At 60.6% G+C, this 18,944-nt stretch carries 16 protein-coding genes; 8 read left to right on the top strand and 8 right to left on the bottom strand.

Features of this window, described 5'->3' with window-relative positions; all coding sequences use genetic code 11:
• Positions 1-302 precede the first annotated feature (302 nt).
• The 7 genes from QUE41_RS08945 to QUE41_RS08915 all read left to right on the top strand — a co-directional run bounded on the left by QUE41_RS08945 (position 303) and on the right by QUE41_RS08915 (position 10,291).
• Entirely contained in the window at positions 303-1,898 is a 1,596-nt protein-coding gene (locus QUE41_RS08945) for an FAD-binding oxidoreductase (protein ID WP_286342531.1), read from the top strand.
• Positions 1,895-3,382, top strand: coding sequence for an FAD-dependent oxidoreductase (locus QUE41_RS08940; RefSeq protein WP_286342530.1), 1,488 nt, complete (start codon positions 1,895-1,897; stop codon positions 3,380-3,382). Before QUE41_RS08945 ends, QUE41_RS08940 begins: the two co-directional genes overlap by 4 nt.
• The gene (locus tag QUE41_RS08935) at positions 3,375-4,922 is read left to right on the top strand and encodes an FGGY-family carbohydrate kinase (RefSeq protein ID WP_286342529.1); all 1,548 of its coding nucleotides are present in this window, start codon (positions 3,375-3,377) and stop codon (positions 4,920-4,922) included. Before QUE41_RS08940 ends, QUE41_RS08935 begins: the two co-directional genes overlap by 8 nt.
• Positions 4,923-5,089: 167 nt before the next feature.
• Positions 5,090-5,647 (top strand): porin family protein, encoded by a 558-nt coding sequence (locus tag QUE41_RS08930; RefSeq protein WP_286342528.1) that lies wholly within the window; start codon positions 5,090-5,092, stop codon positions 5,645-5,647.
• A gap of 119 nt (positions 5,648-5,766) precedes the next feature.
• Positions 5,767-6,324, top strand: coding sequence for a histidine phosphatase family protein (locus tag QUE41_RS08925; RefSeq protein WP_286342527.1), 558 nt, complete (start codon positions 5,767-5,769; stop codon positions 6,322-6,324).
• 105 nt (positions 6,325-6,429) lie between these two features.
• The gene (gene modD / locus QUE41_RS08920) at positions 6,430-7,275 is read left to right on the top strand and encodes a ModD protein (protein ID WP_286342526.1); all 846 of its coding nucleotides are present in this window, start codon (positions 6,430-6,432) and stop codon (positions 7,273-7,275) included.
• A 202-nt stretch (positions 7,276-7,477) separates the two neighbouring features.
• Complete coding sequence (locus tag QUE41_RS08915; RefSeq protein ID WP_286342525.1) at positions 7,478-10,291, top strand: FAD-binding and (Fe-S)-binding domain-containing protein; 2,814 nt, start codon at positions 7,478-7,480, stop codon at positions 10,289-10,291.
• A 58-nt stretch (positions 10,292-10,349) separates the two neighbouring features.
• On the opposite strand, the gene QUE41_RS08910 is transcribed toward QUE41_RS08915, so the two are convergent.
• The 3 genes from QUE41_RS08910 to QUE41_RS08900 form a co-directional block, all read right to left on the bottom strand.
• Positions 10,350-10,727 (bottom strand): hypothetical protein, encoded by a 378-nt coding sequence (locus QUE41_RS08910; protein WP_286342524.1) that lies wholly within the window; start codon positions 10,725-10,727, stop codon positions 10,350-10,352.
• On the bottom strand, positions 10,669-11,904 hold the full coding sequence (gene nhaA / locus QUE41_RS08905; RefSeq protein ID WP_286342523.1) for a Na+/H+ antiporter NhaA: 1,236 nt from the start codon (positions 11,902-11,904) through the stop codon (positions 10,669-10,671). Before nhaA ends, QUE41_RS08910 begins: the two co-directional genes overlap by 59 nt.
• A gap of 228 nt (positions 11,905-12,132) precedes the next feature.
• Positions 12,133-13,305 (bottom strand): hypothetical protein, encoded by a 1,173-nt coding sequence (locus tag QUE41_RS08900; protein ID WP_286342522.1) that lies wholly within the window; start codon positions 13,303-13,305, stop codon positions 12,133-12,135.
• 255 nt (positions 13,306-13,560) lie between these two features.
• Between QUE41_RS08900 and QUE41_RS08895 the strand changes: the two genes are divergently transcribed.
• Positions 13,561-13,764: a DUF3955 domain-containing protein gene (locus QUE41_RS08895; RefSeq protein ID WP_286342521.1), complete on the top strand. Its 204-nt coding sequence runs from the start codon at positions 13,561-13,563 to the stop codon at positions 13,762-13,764.
• Between the two features lie 56 nt (positions 13,765-13,820).
• On the opposite strand, the gene QUE41_RS08890 is transcribed toward QUE41_RS08895, so the two are convergent.
• Genes QUE41_RS08890 through QUE41_RS08870 form a run of 5 tightly spaced genes read right to left on the bottom strand, consistent with a single transcriptional unit; the run spans position 13,821 to position 18,855 of the window.
• Positions 13,821-15,056, bottom strand: a complete 1,236-nt coding sequence (locus QUE41_RS08890) for an ABC transporter permease (protein WP_286342520.1) — start codon at positions 15,054-15,056, stop codon at positions 13,821-13,823.
• Positions 15,053-16,240 (bottom strand): efflux RND transporter periplasmic adaptor subunit, encoded by a 1,188-nt coding sequence (locus QUE41_RS08885; RefSeq protein WP_286342519.1) that lies wholly within the window; start codon positions 16,238-16,240, stop codon positions 15,053-15,055. The genes QUE41_RS08890 and QUE41_RS08885 overlap by 4 nt, the downstream gene beginning before the upstream one ends.
• Positions 16,237-17,217, bottom strand: a complete 981-nt coding sequence (locus QUE41_RS08880; protein ID WP_286342518.1) for an HlyD family secretion protein — start codon at positions 17,215-17,217, stop codon at positions 16,237-16,239. The genes QUE41_RS08885 and QUE41_RS08880 overlap by 4 nt, the downstream gene beginning before the upstream one ends.
• Positions 17,214-18,170, bottom strand: a complete 957-nt coding sequence (locus QUE41_RS08875; RefSeq protein ID WP_286342517.1) for an HlyD family secretion protein — start codon at positions 18,168-18,170, stop codon at positions 17,214-17,216. The genes QUE41_RS08880 and QUE41_RS08875 overlap by 4 nt, the downstream gene beginning before the upstream one ends.
• Positions 18,160-18,855: an ABC transporter ATP-binding protein gene (locus QUE41_RS08870; RefSeq protein ID WP_286342516.1), complete on the bottom strand. Its 696-nt coding sequence runs from the start codon at positions 18,853-18,855 to the stop codon at positions 18,160-18,162. Before QUE41_RS08870 ends, QUE41_RS08875 begins: the two co-directional genes overlap by 11 nt.
• Positions 18,856-18,944: the final 89 nt, after the last annotated feature.

The following is an 18,944-nucleotide window of genomic DNA, read 5'->3' as shown; positions in this document are numbered from 1 at the left end:
AAATCACCAATTTTGATGACGACAGACATCTGTCCAGCTTGCTAGTGTGGCTAGTGTTGTTACCGGCCTCCTTCAACAACCCCCAGGGGTTTGCTGTCGCCACTCCGTTTGAGGCCGGGCAGCAACTCAGTGATCCCTGCCGGTGGCTTGCCCACCGGCCTTTTTTTGCCCTGAGAAAACCGCTGTAGACCAGCATACCTTCCTGTTCATTCATCAATGCATTTCAAACACTTGTATAAAACCCAAAAATCCGTAACTCTTAGGAGATAAACAAAAAATTAACAACATGAACAGGATGTCTCATGGAAAAGGTATGGAATGGTTGGGGAGACTTAAACAAACAGCGCCCCTTACCCGCCGTCGCCAAAGCGGTGCTCACTTCACTTCTTGGTCCTGGTAACCCACTGGGCGAAGCCACTCTCGAAGAAACAGCGCAGGCACTGCCTGCCAGCCGTCTCCCCGCTCACGATCTCTACTCCATCGACGCCCAGACCCGGGCCCGTTACTCCCGCGGCCAGAGCCTGGCCGACTGGCTGGCGTTCAAGCAGGGTAAGCTGGGCTGCGCGCCCGATGCGGTCGCCTTTCCCGAAAGCCGGGACGATCTGCAAGCATTGCTGACCTTGGCGATGGAGAACAACTGGGTGGTGATCCCCTATGGCGGTGGCACCAGTGTTGCCGGTCACATCAACCCCAGGCAGGGAGACCGCCCGGTCATTACCCTGTCCATGGAGAGGATGACCCGGCTGCTGCACATCGACTCCGTCAGCCAGTTGGCCCGCTTCGAAGCCGGCGTGCGCGGTCCGGACCTTGAAGCTCAGCTCAATGCCCGCGGCTTCACCCTGGGCCACTTCCCTCAGTCCTTTGAATGCTCCACCCTGGGTGGCTGGATAGCCAGCCGCAGTTCCGGCCAGCAGTCCCTGCGCTATGGCCGCATCGAGCAGCTGTTCGCCGGCGGCCTGGTCCATACCCCCAAGGGCGACATCAAGCTGCCCACCATACCCGCCAGTTCCGCAGGGCCGGATTGGCGAGAGGTCATTCTGGGCTCCGAAGGGCGCATCGGCGTCATCAGTGAAGCAGATATGCGGGTACAACCTCTGCCTCAGAAGGAGCAGTTCTATGTCTCCTTCTTCCCAAACTGGGAAAGGGGTCTGGACGCGGTACGCGACATCGCCCAGGCCAGCATCCCCGCCAGCATGATGCGACTGAGCCATCCAACCGAAACCGACACCCAGTTGCAGCTGGCGCTCTCTCCAGAGAAACACCGCCGCCTGATGAAGCTGTTCCGGCTGCTCAAGGTGGGCGACAAGCCCGCCATGCTCACCTGGGGCGTCACCGGTGACAGGCCACAGGTACGCCACAGCACCCGGGCCATACGCCGCATCCTGCACGAATACGGTGGCAGGCTGGCACTCAAGGGCCTTGGCCGCCACTGGAAAGAGAACCGCTACAGCGCCCCCTACCTGAGGCAAAGCCTGTGGGAGCACGGCTATCTGGTGGACACCTTCGAAACCGCCGCCAATTGGGACCGCATCGAAACGCTGCAACAGCAGATGGAGCTTAGCCTCAAGGCGGTGGCCGGTGACACGCCCCTGCTCTGCTACACCCATCTTAGCCATGTGTATAAGCAGGGGTGCAGCCTCTACACCACCTATGTCTTCCCCGCGAAGGAGCACTTCGACGCCAGCCTGGAACAGTGGCGCAAGTTCAAGGACGCCGCCAGCCGTGCCGTCGTGGAAGGAGGCGGCACCATCAGCCATCAGCACGGTGTCGGCGAGGACCACCGCCCCTATCTGCACGTGGAGAAGGATGAGCTGACCCGATCCGGCATCCAGGCCCTGTTTGACCACTACGACCCTCAGGGTCAAATGAATCCGGGTAAGCTGCTGGAGACGCCATGATGAGCCTCACCGCCAGAGTTGCGGACACCCGCGCCAGACTCGACGCGGGCGAGCGCCACTACGATGTCATTGTGGTTGGCGGAGGGATCAACGGCGCCGCCGTGGCCTGGCTGGCCTGTCACAACGGCCTGAAGACCCTGCTGCTGGAGGCCGAGGATTTCAGCTCAGGCACCTCCAGCCGCTCCTCCAAGATGGTGCACGGCGGACTGCGCTACCTGGCCAAGGGCGACTGGCGCCTGACCCGGGAAGCCGCCCGCGCCCGGGATGCGTTGATGGCACACCACCCCTCTTTGGTGCAGCCCCTGCCCTTTTGGTTTATGCATCCCCCCGGCGGTCACCCCAAGCCCTGGATGATGCAGGTGGCGCTGCAGATCTACCGCGCCTTCGCGCCCGGCTGCCGTCCAGGCTGGCTGTCGCAACATCAGCTGCAGGACGCTCTGCCCTACCCTCTGCATGAGATAGAGGGCGCCAGCAGCTATTTCGATGCCATCAGCGACGATTGCGGCCTCATCACCTGGCTGCTTGAAGAAGCGGTGCGAGAAGGGCTGGATCTCAGCCATTACAGCCCGGTGGACAACCTGCTGGAGAAACATGGTCGTTGCACCGGAGTGCAGGCCCAGATTGATGCCCACTCCATGCCGATCACCTCAGGCTGCGTCATCAACTGCGCCGGCGCCTGGTGCGATCGATTGACGCCGCTGCCGGGAAACCAGGTGATTCGTCCCCTGCGAGGCAGCCATCTGGTTCTGCCCGCCTGGCGCTACCCTGCTCCGGCGGCACTGACCTTTGCCCATCCGGAAGATGGCCGGCCGGTCTACCTCTATCCCTGGCTGGGTACCTCCATCATGGGCACCACGGATCTGGATCATGAGGCGCCACTCAATCAGGACGTGGCCATGAGCCGGGAGGAGTTCGATTACCTATGGCAGGCGATGCATGCCCTGGATCCCACCGCCCAGGAGGAGGATGTCCTCGCCAGCTGGAGCGGAGTCCGGCCGGTGGTCTGCTCCGCCTCGGAGCACTCGGCGCCTTCGGACGCCAGCCGCGAGCATCTGATCTGGCAAGAACCCGGACTGGTGAATCTGACCGGCGGCAAGCTCACCACCTTCCTGGAGACAGGCCAACAGGTGCTGGAACAGGCCGCGGCCATGCTCGATGCCCCGTTGAGGGAGCCAGAACTGCCGCCCGTGCCTGAGGGACACAGTGTTGGAGAGCCCATAGGCGCCGCCACCGTATGCTGGAACCAGCTGGAGCACGCCATAGAGCACCAGGCCATTGCTCACCTGGATGATCTGCTGCTGCGCCGCACCCGATTGGGGCTGCTGCTGGGTCGTGGTGTGCACCATCATCAGACGCGCATCAGTTTACTCTGCCAGCAGCACCTGGGCTGGAACGAAGCGCAGTGCCAGGATGAGTGGGACAGATACTGGCGCCTGTGGGAGCGCTATTACAGCCCACAGCCATTCAGGTGCAACGATGACTGACGCCATTCTCGCCATCGACAATGGCACCCAAAGCCTGAGAGCCCTGCTGTTTGACCGCCAGGGCACCCTGCTGGACAAGACCCAGATCCACTTCTCTCCGCCCTATCACACCCCGCAACCCGGAGCGGCGGAGATGGACCCAGAGGTGTACTGGCAGGCTCTGGTAGACTCCGTCAGCCAGCTTCGCGAGCAAGGCAATGACCTGAGTCAGGTCAAGGCCGTCACCCTCACCGCCCAGCGCACCTCCCTGGTGTTTCTGGACAAGGAGGGCCAGTCCCTTCGCCCGGCGGTGCTCTGGACGGATCAGCGCCAGTGCCGTGAACTGCCGCCCCTGCCCTGGTACCTCAAACCTCTTGCCTGGTTGCCGGTGATCGGACACAGCTTTAACACCCTGCGCCGCCGCGCCTTCAGCAACACCCTGGCCAGCTACGAGCCCATGCTGTGGCAACGCTGTACCAAGGTGGTACAGGTGGGCGGCTTCCTCACCCAGCGCCTGACCGGCCACTACCGGGACAGCACCGCAGGTCAGGTGGGGTATCTGCCCTTCGATTACAAGAAGCAGCAGTGGGCCACCCCCAACAACTGGCGCTGGCAAGCGTTGAGCCTGGTGCCTGAGCAGATGCCTGAGCTGGTGGCCCCGGGAGACACCCTGGGAGATCTTCGCCCCGAGGTCGCCGAGCAGTTAGGCCTGCCTTCAGGCCTGCCTGTGGTGGCCGCCGGCGGCGACAAGGCCTGCGAAATCCTCGGCAGCGGTGGCCATCAGGAGGGGGTGGCCAGCCTGAGCTTTGGCACCACAGCTACGGTCAATGTGGTCAGCCCGCGCTACCGCGAGATAGTGCCACTGATGCCCGCCTACCCGGCCGCGGTCGCCGGCGAGTATCTGTGTGAGGTGATGCTGTTTCGCGGCTTCTGGATGGTCAGCTGGTTCAAGGAGCAGTTTGGCCAGTTGGAGCAGTTGCTGGCCGAGGAGCAGAACACGGTGGCAGAAAAGCTGCTGGATGAGCTTATCAATGCGGTGGAGCCGGGCAGCGAAGGGCTTATCCTTCAGCCCTACTGGGGCGCAGGCGTACGCCAGCCCGGACCTGAAGCCAGGGGCTCCATCATCGGCTTTAGCGATCATCACACCCGGGCCCACCTCTATCGCGCCATCATCGAGGGGCTGGGGTATGGGCTCAAAGAAGGGCTGGAGCGGGTCGAGAAACGCACCGGCGCGCACACCCAGCTACTGCGAGTCTCAGGCGGTGGCGCTCAGAGTGACGCCATACTGCAGTTGACTGCAGATCTGTTTGGCGTGCCTGTGGAGCGCGCCCACACCACCGAGACCTCGGGCCTGGGCGCCGCCCTGTGCGCGGCCCTGCATCTTAACTGGTACCCGGACGTGACTCAGGCTACACAGGGGATGGTTCGGGTTGGCAAACGATTCGAGCCCAACCCACTGCACCACCAAAGGTATCGCACCCTGTATAAAGAGGTGTACCTCAACCTCTACGGCCGGTTGCAACCCCTGTATCACAGGCTGGCTCAGCTAAGCCGGCGCTGATCCAATCCCCTTTCAACCATAAAACGCCCGCTCTAAACGGGCGTTTATATTTTTTAAGTGCCGGATTAAGCAAGGGTTAAGTTTGGGCCCCTCTGGTTCAGAGTGGGTTCAATTAGGGCGCGTATGGTAGGACCCATCGACAGACACAACGTCATTGGAGCATTACCATGAAAAAACTGACCGCAACTCTTATCGCCACCGCCCTTATCTCCACTTCTGCCCTGGCCGCTGATGTCCAGTGGTTCGCCGGTGCCGGTGCTGGCTGGCAGCAAGACACCATCAAGGGCGACGCCCACAAAGACAGCGATGATGTGGCCTGGCAGCTGCGCGGCGGTGCCATCCTGAACGACCACCACCGCTTTGCCGGCACCTACAGCTACAAAGAGGACAAGTTCAATGTGGTGGGTAACTCCATCAAGCAGGAACAGCACCTGTTCCTCGCCTCCTACGACTACCTGTTCCCCGTAGGCAACACAGGCAAGTTCAACCTGTTTGCCGGCCTCTCTGCCGGTGTGGCTGACAACAAGATTGCCAGCGATTCACAGAGTGACTTCGTCTGGGGTGGCCAGGTCGGCGCCGAATACCGCCTGACCCAGAACTGGAGCACCGAGATCGGCTACCGCTACCTGGACCAGGATTATGAAAACGATGGCCCAAGCATCGGCCAGAACTTCTCCCTGGACGATACCCAGCAGCTGTACCTGTCCATCGACTACCGTTTTTAAGCGAAGCTGAGAGTCAACGCCTGAGCTTTTGGCGCGGTACCCTCCCCCAGGGCCGCGCCCTTTTTATATCCATTGGTGATATACTGCCCGCCCGTTTCGTCACTCATACCACACCTGCCGTGACCCAGTTTTACTTGATTCGCCACGGGGAAACCCTGTGGAACCGCCAGCGTCGCCTTCAGGGCAGCCAGAACAGCCCTCTCACCGAGGCGGGACTGGCCCAGGCCGAAGCCCTCTCCCGAGAACTGGCCGACCTCACATTCGATGCCATCTACGCCAGCCCACTGGAACGCGCCCGCATCACCGCGGAGATCATCAATCAGCCCCATGCCCTGCCGCTGCTGCTGGATGACGGCCTGAAGGAGCGAGCCTTTGGGGCACTGGAAGGGTGCCAGCGGGAGGAGCAGGTGGAACTGTGGCAAGCCCTGTCTCTGCGCTTTAGCCAGAACAGTGTCGATGTCCCGGGTTTCGAGCCGGCTGATGAGTTGCAGTCCCGTGCCCTGGATGCCCTGCAGCGCATTCATCTGGCCCATCCCCAGGGCCGGGTAGCCGTCGTCAGCCACGGAGAGTGGCTGCGCAGCGTCGGCAACGCCCACGCAGGCCACCCGGCCTGGTCAGACAACACCCCACTTCAGGCCAACGCCTCATTTATCACCCTGGACTGGCCACTGGGCTAACACTCCGAACCAAAAATGGGATCTGCTCCGGGTTTTCCCGGGGTACCCCTGACCTACAATCCACTCCTTTGATCTTAATGCCTTTTTATCCAATTGGAGTGGATGATGCTGTACTTCTCCGACCAAGAGCTGGATGCCCTTATTCTTGAGGATATTCCCCGGGGTGACCTCACCAGCCGAACCCTGAACCTGTCCAACCAAGCCGCCACCATAGAGTTTCGTCGCAAAAATGCCGGCCCAATCGCTGGCCTGAATGTGGCGGTGAAGATGATGACCAAGCTGGGCCTGACTGCCAGGGTGCACGCCGCCGAGGGAGAGTGGGTCGACGAAATGGCACTGCTGCTCAGTGCTCAGGGGCGGGCCGATCAGCTGCACAGTGCCTGGAAGCTGGTGCAGGTGGTCCTGGAGTGGTGCGGTGGCGTGGCCCAGTGCACCCGCACCATGGTGGACACCGCCCGCCTCCATCAGCCCCACGCCCAGGTGGCCTGCACGCGCAAAAGCATACCCGGCACCCGCAAACTGGCGACCGCGGCGGTGATTGCCGGAGGCGGCACCATCCACCGAAGTGGCCTGAGCGATTCTCTGCTGATCTTTACCAACCACAGAAATCTGCTGCAGCGCCCGGAGGATTATCAGCAGATGGTGGACCAGGCACGACGCCATTCTCCTGAGCATAAACTGGCCATCGAAGCAGACACCCCCGAGCAGTTACCCGCGTTGCTGAGCGCAGGCCCGGACATCATCCAGCTGGACAAGTTTTCCCCGGCCCAGGTGGCCGATGCCTTCGCCCTGAAGCGGCAGCTTGGGGCCCGTTGTGAACTGTCCGTTGCCGGCGGCATCAACCCGAACACCATCGCCGACTATGCCAAGGCCGGTGCCAAGCTGTTTATTACCTCCGCCCCCTATTACGCTCCGCCTCAGGACATCAAGGTGGTTATCACACCCAACTGACGCCAACCATCACACTTTGAGCACAATTTCTGCAACCTAAGTCACACTTCCGGCGTGATGCAAGTCACTCTTTCTGCTGCAGGTAGCACAATATTATTCGCTATAAAAAATAAGCGACTAAGCTTTATAGCAGTCAGAGCAAGCATCAATAACAACAGAAAATCCGGGCCCCTTCCTGCGGGCCCGCGCCGGAGGGTACGCAATGAGCATCGATTATTCTCAGGTCCACAGAGAGCTTCTTTCCCGACTGGGGCCCAAAGCGGTCACCGACGATCCCGTACGACGCTTCGCCTGGTCCACCGATGGCAGTTATTTCCGCATCGTGCCAGAGCTGGTTGTGACCGCAAACTCCCTGAAAGAGGTTGAAGAAACCCTGGCCGTCGCCCGACAGCACAACGCGCCGGTGACCTTCAGGGCCGCGGGTACCAGCCTGTCCGGCCAGGCGGTGGGTGAAGGCATTCTGCTGAGACTGGGTTACGACGGATTTCGAAAAATCGACATCAGTGAAGATCACCACCACGTCACCCTGGGCGCCGCGGTAATCGGCGCCGACGCCAACGCCAAGCTCAAGCCCTTCGACAAAAAGATAGGACCGGATCCCGCCACCCTGGCCTCTTGCATGGTGGGCGGCATCGTGGCCAACAACGCCTCCGGCATGTGCTGTGGCACCACAGAAAACAGCTATAAGACCATCGCCAGCGCCAAGTTGCTGTTTGCGGACGGCACTTACCTGGATACCGGGGATGAAGCCTCCAAGAAGGCCTTCGCCGATAAGCGTCCCGAGCTGCTCAAGTCTCTGACCGAACTGGCAGAAGAGACACGCAACAACGAAGTCCTGAGTAATCGCATCAATCACAAGTTCGCCATTAAAAACACCACAGGCTATAGCCTCAATGCCCTGGTGGACTTCTCCGACCCCTTCGACATCATCAACCACCTGATTGTGGGTTCAGAAGGCACCTTCGCCTTCGTGGAAGAGGTCACCTACCACACCGTAGTGGAAGCCAAATTCAAAGCCTCTGCCATGGCGGTGTTCTACAACATGGTGGACGCCGCCTCGGCCATTCCGCCGCTGCAGATGGATGCGGTTTCCGCCGGCGAGCTGCTGGACTGGGCCTCCATCAAGTCGGTGACCGGCAAACCCGGCATGCCGGACTGGCTCTCCGATCTGCCGGAAGGCTCCGCCATCTTGCTGATCGAGTGCCGAGCCAACGACCAGGATACCCTGGAGGATTACACCCAACAGACCATCGATGCCATCAAGCACATCGAAACCGAGCGCCCCATCGAGTTCAGTACTGATCCCTCTGTGTACGGCAAGTACTGGGCCATGCGCTCGGGCCTGTTCCCCATCATCGGCGGAGAGCGTCCCAAGGGCACCTCGGTGATCATCGAGGACGTGGCCTTCCGGGTGGAAGATTTGGCGGCGGCGGCGGCGGATCTCACCGATCTGTTCCACAAGCACGGATACCCTGAGGGGGTGATCTACGGTCACGCCCTGGACGGCAACTTCCACTTCATCATTACCCCTCACTTCAAGCGTCAGCAGGATATCGACCAATTCGACCGCTTCATGCAGGATGTGGCCAAGCTGGTGATCGACAAGTACGACGGCTCCATGAAGGCGGAACACGGCACCGGCCGTGCGGTGGCTCCCTTCGTAGAGATGGAATGGGGAGTCCAGGCCTATGAGATGATGAAGAAGCTCAAGGCCGCCTTCGACCCCCAGGGCATTCTCAACCCGGGGGTGGTGCTGAACGACGACAAGGAGATCCACGTCAAGGCGATCAAACAGGCCGCCGTGGTGGACGACTGGGTGGACCGCTGCATCGAGTGTGGATTCTGTGAGAAGACCTGTCCCACCTCAGAGCTGAACATGTCGCCCCGCCAGCGGATCACCACCCTGCGTGAGATCGCCCGTCTGGAGCAGGAGGGGGAGCAGCAGGCCGCCGCCAAGCTTAAGGCAGACTCTCAGTACGACGTCATCGACACCTGCGCCGCCTGCCAGCTGTGTACCATCTCCTGTCCGGTGGACAACAACATGGGCATGCTGGTGCGTCAGCTGCGCACCGACCTTATCGACTCCACCGCCCAGAAGGTGCTGGACTTCCAGGCCAAGAACTTCGGCGCGGTCAACGGGGTGCTCTCCACCGGATTCAATATGCTCCATGGCATCCACAAGCTGACCGGCAGCACGGTTACCGGCAAGATCATGGACCTGGGCCGTAAGGTCTCCAAGGAGGTCCCCTATTGGGATCCGAGCTTCCCCAAAGGCAGTAACCTGCCCAGTCCGCAACCCAGCAATGGCGCCGACAAGCCCCAGGTGGTCTACTTCCCCGCCTGTGGTGGCCGCACCTTTGGCGCGACTCCGGAAGACCCGGATGACACCACCCTGCCGGATGTGATGGTCACCCTGCTCGAGCGCGCCGGATACAATGTCCTGGTGCCGGGCAACACCCGCCACCTGTGCTGCGGCCAGATGTGGGAGTCCAAGGGCGACTACAAAAACGCCGACTTCAAGCGCAATGAGATGGTTCAGGCTCTGAAGGAGATGACCGATAATGGCCGGATTCCGGTGATCATCGACGCCCTCTCCTGCACCAAGCGAACCATGCAGGACAGCGACATCGACTTCAAGATGCTCGACGCCGTGGACTTTATCCACGACGAGTTGATGGACCGGCTGCCCCCCTCTCACAAGAAGGGGTCAGTGGCTCTGCACGTGGGCTGCTCCGCCACCCATATGGGCGCTGGCGCCAAGATGGAGGCGATCGTCAACCGCTACGCCGACGAGATTGTGCGCCCTGAGGGGATCATCTGCTGTGGCTTCGCTGGCGAGAAAGGCCTGTACAAGCCAGAGATCAACGCCTCGGCGCTGCGTCACCTCAAGGAGCGTCTGCCCTCAGAGATCAGCGAGGGCTACTACGCCAACCGCATGTGCGAAATGGGCCTGACCCGGCAGAGTGGCATCTCCTACCGTCACCTGGCCTATCTGGTGGAGGAGTGCACCCGATAGCGGCGCCATAAACAGAGAGAGGGCTCATATGAGCCCTCTCTTTTTTTCAGAATACCGATTATTTAGGACAGGTCATCAGCTCCGCCAGCGCCTGGGACAGCTCCGCCTGAGAGCTGATCATCCCCTGGGCGGCCAACTCATCCAGCGCCAGCACCATCTGGTCCCGCTGCGGCATGTTTTGCCGACACAGGGCTTCGTTGGCCTGCTTGAAGCGCTTGCCACCGCGATACTTCAGAGCCCGTTCGCTCAGGGTATCCGTCGGCAAACCGGTGACATTGCTACCCGACCTCAGGGCCAGGGCGCCGTCTACGGCTCCCTGGAGGTAGTTAAGGCACGCATCACTTTTTGGCGCCTCCTGACACTGAGCCAGGTTGATGTCATTGGCCCACAGTGCCGGGCTGACCATCAGTGCTGCTATCGCCACCATCCTTCTCATGGGTACCTCTCTTATTCTCAGTTAACGTACTCTTAAGGACCAGGTAACCACCTATGGCAGACAGAGCGGATCCCAGCAGAATCCCCAACCTGGACATATCCCCGTAATTCATCACACCGGCTTCAAACGCCAGAGAAGCTACAAACATCGCCATGGTAAAGCCGATACCACACAGCAGCGACACTCCCAGCAGTTGGGCCCAGCGGATCCCCTCAGGCAGTTTGGCCAGCTTGAGCTTCACCGCCAGGTAACTCATACCCAGGATCCCCAGCGGTTTACCCAGCAGCAGTCCCAGCGCAATCCCCATGGGCAGAGGCGACACCAGATCGGTGATGGACATCCCCTCGAAGCTCACCCCGGCGTTGGCGAAAGCAAAGACCGGCAGAATCATGTAGGTGCTCCAGGGGTGCAACTTGTGCTCCAGGAACTCACTGGGGCAATCGCCATCCTCATCCTTGGTCAGAGGGATGGTGAATGCCAGCACTACGCCCGCCAGGGTCGCGTGCACACCAGATTTCAGTACCGCAATCCACAGCACTGTACCCAGCAACATATAGGGCACCAGGCTGCGCACCCCAAGACGATTGATCACCACCAACGCCGCGACTGCCGCTGCCGCTATCACCAGGCTGGTGCTGGAGAGATCGCCACTGTAGAACAGCGCAATGATGATGATGGCCAGAAGGTCATCGATGATCGCCAGAGCCAACAGGAACACCTTCAGGGCCAGGGGTACCCGGCTGCCCAGCAGGGCCAGAATGCCCAGGGCAAAGGCGATGTCGGTCGCAGCAGGAATGGCCCAGCCGCTGGCGGCCAGGGGATCCTGGTGGTTAAACATCAGGAACACAGCTGCGGGGGCCACCATGCCGCCGATGGCAGCAAAGCTGGGCAGCGACGCTTGGCTCAGGCTGGAGAGGGTGCCGTGGAGCAGCTCTCGCTTCACCTCGAGTCCAATCAACAGGAAGAAGAAGGCCATCAGCAAATCGTTGATCCACAGCAGCATAGGTTTGTGCAGATCCAATGCCCCCACCCGAATCTGTACGGGGGTGTTCAAAAAGGCATCATAGAAGCGATCCAGCGGGGTATTGGCCATCAACATGGCCAAGGCCACCATCACCATAAGGATGATGCCCCCGGATGACTCCTGGTTAAAAAAGTTCTTAATGACGGTCTTCATTTATTAGCTCCAAAAACAGGTAGGAGAAGTGTAGACGCTACACACACTTCCATATAATCGATTCTTTTGGGCTTTTAACTCGAATTTCCCGAGCATTGAAAAAGGATGGTGTCCGAACTCCACCATACTGCCCTCCACTGTGCTGTTTGGCGCGAATCGAGAGAGGGCCTACCGGAAGCAAACCACTCAAGTGATTAACTTAACAACAAATTACCGAGGCGGACAGGATTAAGTTTGGTTCAGAGAAGGTTCAGATTGCGCCCCCTCGACAGGGCGTATGGGGGTCACCTTAGGGTCAGTGAATGACGATTGGCTGTGCACCGCCCTGTCCAATTGCTGCCGGGCGAGTTGCAGTTCCGACCTCATTTTGCAGGCATCATCTATCACATTGTTGAGATGATGAATCATGGTATCAAGTTCATCTTGGTCGCCAGCAGTCAGTTTCACATGGTAGTTTCGCTGCTGATCCAATGCCCGGATAGCCAGAGACAAGCCGATGATCCGCCGCTGCAGACTCAAGGCCAGCCCGCGGCAGCCTCCCCAGGCCAGTAACACCACAGGCGTCAGAATGCTGAGCAGCCACCCCAGGCCCACCACACTGCCGCGCCACTGGGACTGCATCTCATCGAACAGAAACTGACTTTGCAGCTTCATATGAGAGGTCAGCGCCTGGGCCCGCTCCTGCGCCGGCGCCCCCTGATCCCCCAAAACCTGTGCCAGGGCCAGGGGCGGACGGCTGCCGCCCTGACCCGCGGACTTGGCGTTCAGGCTGTCGCGATATTGGCTCAGATGGAGGTTGGTCTCTTGAACCAGCCGTTGTCGTGACACTTCGGATGAAGCAAAGGGCAACAGCAACAGACTCTCCTGAGCCTGAGCCACCTCGGCCAAAGCCTGAGCCCTTGAAGCCAACTCCCCATGAGGCAGGGTTGCCAAAAACTGTTTCTCCCAGCGGTTTACCGCCGCAACACTCTGGCTGAGGTAGCTGCTCCACTGGGTCAGGGACAACTCCTGGTCAAGCCAGGTGTTACGCATCCAGCCCAGACGGCCCAGAACCGCGTTAACGCCCACCAGCTCCGGCGTCTTGGCCTCCTGCTCCGATAACCACTGCCCCTGGGCGGCCAGGAAATTGTTGACCGCCAGATCCGTGGCGATGGACAAACTGCTGCTGTTTTCCCCCGGGGTGCGGCCAGGGATCAATCCCACTCTCTCCCGCTGCAGGGTCAACACCAGGCGTCGCCCCTCTGCCATAAGCTGTGCGCGCTCTGGCAACAGCCGGTCTTGCCACAGCTTGCCTCCCTGCGCTCCCAGCAGAGACCCGGCCAGCAACAGCACCAGGCCAAAGGGCAGCCACACCAGCAACGCAAACTTGGTTTTGATTGAGCAGCGCTCCATCCATGCCATGGGGACACTCCGTTTGGGTTTAAGGCAAGCTTAGACGGTGTTTTATCACTTAGCGTAATTCCCTATAAGAAAAGTTACAGGCGATCAGAGGCTTTCATTCAGTACCGAATGAAAAACTTTCATCGGAAATGGCCGGGTAATGACGCCGAATCTTATCGGGTTGTTTGCCACAGAGATTGAAAACCGCTGATTTCGACCCCATAAAGCAGAGGAAGTGGACGTGATATTGGGGAGAGGTAGAAGTTGAGTCTGAAGATGTTGAGAATGCCCCTGCTCCTGTTGGGCCTGAGTTTGTTGTGCATGTTTGGCTACCACCTCATCGGCGGCACTATCGATGAGGCAGGGGTACTGATTGAACCCTTCGCACTGATTCCCCTGGGGTGGATGTTGCTGCTACTCAGCCTGGTGAGCCTGGTGGTGCAATGGTTCCGGCTGAAACGGGCCAATGCCCTGGGGTGATCGCCTCTTATCTGCACACAGCGAGCCCCCGACATCGGGGGCTCGCCGGTTTTGGCTCAGTCCCTCTGCAGGGCGATGATGGGGTCCAGCTCCGCCGCCTTACGCGCCGGGTACCAGCCAAAGGCCACCCCAACCACCATGCACACCCCCACGGACAGCAGCAGTGACATGGGGGACCAGGCCACCTGCCAGTCGGCATAGGCGCCAATTACCAGGGACAGCAATATGCCCGCCAGGATGCCAATAAGACCACCGCAGGCGGCAATCACCAGAGACTCGGTAATGAACTGCCGGGCAATGTCTCGCTTGGTGGCCCCCAGAGCCCGCAGCAATCCAATCTCGCCGGTGCGCTCCATGACGGTGGCCAGCATGATGTTCATGATGCCGATGCCGCCAACCAGCAGGGAGATCCCGGCCACACAGGCCATGACGATATTGAAGATGCGCTGGGTTTGCTGATACTGGGCCAGCAGGTCCGCCGGCACCACCACCTGATAATCAAACTCGCCCCCGTGACGACGACCGAACAGGTGGTCTATGGAGGAGGCCGCCAACGGAGGCTCTACCCCGTCCACCAGTTGCAGTTTGATGCTGTCCAGCTGGTCCTCCAGGGGTTTGAACGCCAGCTTCTTCAGGGCGGTGTTCAGGGGAACAAACACCTGGTTTCGTTCACCGCCCAGTTTGACCCCCTCGATCTTCGACTTGGTTTGCTCGCCCTGGGCCAAAACACCGACCACCTCAAACCACTGGTGATTTACCTTGATGCTCTGTCCCAGTGGCGACCGACCGGGAAACAGGGAAACGGCCGCCTCACTGCCCAGCACCGCCACCTGACGGTAGAAACGGTTATCCTGACGATCAAACAGTCGCCCTTGGGCCAGGCGGATGTTGCTCAGGTCGAAATGGCTGGGGGTCACGCCCACCACCTTGGCGTCGCTTCGGCCCAAAGGGCTGAACAGGTTGTGTACCCGTACCTCCTTGCTGGCACTCCACCCCTGAATGAAGGGCAGGGTCTCCATGGCGCTGTGCACATCCCCCAGGCTGAGACCAACGCTGTGCTCGCGCACCGTCTTCAGGGCTTCACCTTCACTGGGGCGGGATTCCACCACCACGTTGCGCAGCCCCATGGACTCGATCATCGACAGTGCCTCCCGCTCGGCGCCTTCGCCAATGGAGAGCATGGCGATCACCGCGCCCACGCCGAAGATCATCCCCAGCAGAGTCAGGCCGGTGCGCAGCTTGTGATGAGCCATTTCACCCAGGGCCTGACGGATCTCATTCAGCTGATTCATAGGGCCACCTCATCTGGCTTGGCCAGGGCGATGGTGTCGCCCGCCTCGAGGCCGGACAGGATCACGGTGCGGTTCAGACTCCGATCCCCGGGCGTTACCGATTGCTTCACAAAACCCTCTCTCTGCTGCAGATACACCCAGGCCTGCCCCTCCTCCTGGAACAGCGCCTGATTGGGGATGGACACCACCTGCTCCTGGTGGCCCACCAGGACCCGGGCAGTCACCTCCCTGCCGGGGAACATCACCTGGGTATCGGTCGACTCCAGCTCCACGTTGAAGGCAAAGTAGTTGACCGGTGAGTTGTTGTCCTTAGGCTTGGCCAGGGCCTCGACCCGGCTGACCTTTCCTTTGATCGGCCGGTCCGGATAGGCGTCGAGATGCAGCTCCACCGGCAGACCAACCTTCAGTCCTGCCGCTTCCGACTCCAGCACCCAGAGCCTGGCTTCCATCTTGCTGACATCGGGGATCTTACCTATGGCCATGCCCGACCACACCATGTCTCCGCTGATGGCCGGACGACCCTGGAAGCCGTTCACCAGCACAAACAGGCCATCGGCCGGTGCCACCACCTCCATCTGTTTCAGATTCTGGGTGGCAGTCTGCACCTTGGAGCGGTGCCCCTGCTGCTTGAGTTCAATCAGCTGCTGCTCCGCCTGGGAGCGGTTGCGCTGCTCACCCTCGTCCCAGTCCAGGTAGCCCAGTTTGGCATCCAGGTAATCCCGGTTTCTCATGTTGTCGATGATCTCGATGCGGGAGTAGACCCTGGGGTCGTCGCTGTGAAAACGCTCCGCCAGCTCCCTCTCCTCACCGGTCACCTGTCGTCCGGAGAGGATCTCATTGAGCTGCACCTGATCCCTGCCCTGTTGCAACTGGCCGTCGAGGGCCAGCTTGTCGATCTCAAACTGAGCCAGAGAAGCGTCCAGTTGCTGACGCTGACCATCGAGCCTGGCCACCACCTGCCCCTTGGTGACCGGGGTAAAGTTCTCCGCCACCCAGGAGAGACTCTGAGGGCCACGCAATCCACCGGGCACCGACACCGTCTTGGCCTTAGCAGGCTCCAACTGACCATGGGCGTCGATGACGTGGGTAAAGGCCTGGGGGTCGACGTCGAGGGTCAACACCTGCTGCTGAGGGGCCTGACCGCACCCGACGAGAAACAGCAGCAGTACTAACGAGCGGTTCATAACACCACCTCCACCTTGGCGGTCATCCCGGGGCGCATCAGTTCGGCGTCCGCCTGTTCTATGGTGGCCACCGCATCGAAGACCACAACGGGCACCTCCTGATTCTTGCGGCGAAACACCGGGCTTATCTCGGTCAAACTGCCGTGAAACTCTCTCTCAGGCGCTGCGTCCAGGCGAATCAGCACCGATTGGCCCAGGGCAACCCTGCCCGCCTCCACTTCGGGAATGGCCAACCTCACCTCCATCTTGGACAGGTCCGGCAAACGAATCAGGTCATCCCCGGCGAAGACCGATGCCCCCTCCTTAATCTTGTTGCCATCAAAGGTGGTGCCAATCACCACCATGCCACTGCGGGGCGCGGTGATGGTCATCTTGCCTATGTCGGCTTTAAGCTGTTTGACCCTGGCCTGCCAGCGCTGACGATCCCCTTCCAGCATCACCAGGCGCTGGGCCGCACCCTCGCGCTCCAGCTCGATCTCCTTGTCGATCAGGGCCACCCGGGCTTCGGCGATCTCCGCATCCCGGGCGTACTTCTCCCGCTCCAGCCTGGCCACCGAATCATCCTGAATCTCATACTTGCGCCTGGCTTTCTCCAGATTCATCCGGGCCTCGGCCAGATTCAGCTTCAGCTCCTCAAGCTTCTTCTCGTTGCGCATGCCCGAGGTATGGATATCCTGCTCAACCGCCGCCAGGTCCGCCTGGCGCAGCTGCAGCCGCTGGCGCAGATCCGAGGTGTCCAGCCTGACCAGCACCTCACCTTTGTCGACCTCGACCCCTTCCGGGGCCAGATACTTCACCTGATACTGCCACTGGCGCCGAACCGGCGGCGGCGACAGCCCCAGAGAATCCGCCGACGCCAGCTCACCACTGAGTTGCAGCCGGCTCTGCGCCTGAGGTTCTCCCTGCTTCTCAGTGGGCGCCTCTGAGGTACATGCGGCGAGCACCAAAGACGCCAACATCATCCAAACTAACCTCATCGCTGATCCTCCAGCCGAACCTGCACACTCATGCCCGGCGTCAGCTCTACGGCATCACCGTCCACCAGTGCGATCTCTATCTGAAACCAGTTGCTCTCGCCCCAGCCATGGCGACGCTCACCGTTGAGGGCCACGGAAGTCACCCGGCCCTGAAGGTCGATATCCGGGTTGGCATCCAGCTTCAACGACACGCCAGTTCCGGGCGTAACCCTGTCCACATCCACTTCGTTTGCCCATGCCCACACCTGGAGGGCATCAAACCTGGGGATGGTGGCAACCTGGGTGCCCACCTGAACCGTATCGCCAATCTCGGTCTTCACCCCATTCCAGCGACCACGGGCGTAGATCATCGGGCCATTGTGGGTGGCCTTGAGCTCCAGGCCGGAGATGAGCGCCTGGGCATTGCTCAGCTCCATCTCCACCTTGGCTTTGTCCAGGTCCAGTTTGGCCTGCTCTCGCCGGGCGGTGAGCCGGGCCTGCTCCAGCGCTTCCTGGGCTTTTTCCAGTTCAGACTGGGCCTTGAGAAGCTCAAACTGCTTATCTGCGTACTCCTTGGGGCTCTGGAAGTCCGGCGGGACCTCGGCATCCAGTTCAGCCTTTTCCAGCTGAAGCCGCTTCTCCTTGAGATCAAACTCCGCCTTGAGGTTGCTCTGTTCCACCTCCACCCGTTTCGCCTGCCTGGAGGCCTCCACCTGGATCAGTCTGGCCTCCAGCTGATCCAACTCGGCGCTGACGGTGGACTTATCGAACACCACCACAGTCTCCCCCGCCTTGACCATGCTGCCTTCGGGGGCCATCCACTGGATCTGGTAACGCCAGGAGCGGCCGGCCCTGGGCACAGTCAGGCTTTGCGCCTGCGCCGAGGCCACCTCGCCAGTCAGCAGCAGTGGCGCCGCCTCCAGGCGAGGGACAAACAGCCCCACGAACACCATCACAATGACACTAAGCCGCATAGTGAGTGCCCTCCTCGATGCGCTCAATGGCACCGTCGCGCATCCACAGGATCCGCCTGGCATTACGGGCCACCTCCTCTTCGTGGGTCACCAGGATGATGGTCTGCCCCCGGGCATTGAGCTCCTTGAACAGAGTCATGATCTCCACCGAGGTCTTGCTGTCCAGGGCGCCGGTGGGCTCGTCCGCCAGCAGAATCGCCGGCTGATTGATCAGGGATCGGGCGATGGCCACCCGCTGGCGCTGGCCTCCGGAGAGCTGATTGGGCCTGTGCCCCATCCGCCCCTCCAGACCGACCCGGCTCAGCAACTCGGTGGCTCGCGCCTTATCCTGTTGGGGGTCGCCCTGCTCACGGCGGTAACGCAGGGGAAGCAGCACGTTCTGCAATGCAGAGAGGCGAGGAAGCAGATGGAAGCTCTGGAACACAAAACCTATGCGCTCATTACGCACCCGGGAGAGGGTGTCATCGTCCAGTTCATCCACGAACTGACCGTCGAGGTGATAGTGGCCGCTGCTGGGCCTGTCCAGACAGCCGATGAGGTTCATCAGGGTGGATTTACCGGATCCCGATGGCCCCATGATGGCCACGAACTCGCCGGCCTGGATGGTCAGACTGACCCCTTTGAGGGCGGCCACCTGGCTCTCCCCCATCTGATAATGTTTGGTTAGGCTTTCAATGGTGATCATAGCGACCTGCTTCGAACGTGCGCTGGGCTGGGCTTGTTGCCAATCAGGGCCTCGAACCTACCAGCAAACACTGTGTTTAACCACAGTTA

Source organism: Ferrimonas sp. YFM (genome assembly GCF_030296015.1).
Lineage (GTDB): Bacteria > Pseudomonadota > Gammaproteobacteria > Enterobacterales > Shewanellaceae > Ferrimonas.
The sequence above is the reverse complement of the archived record's forward strand: the minus strand, read 5'-3'. Positions and strand labels throughout refer to the sequence as shown.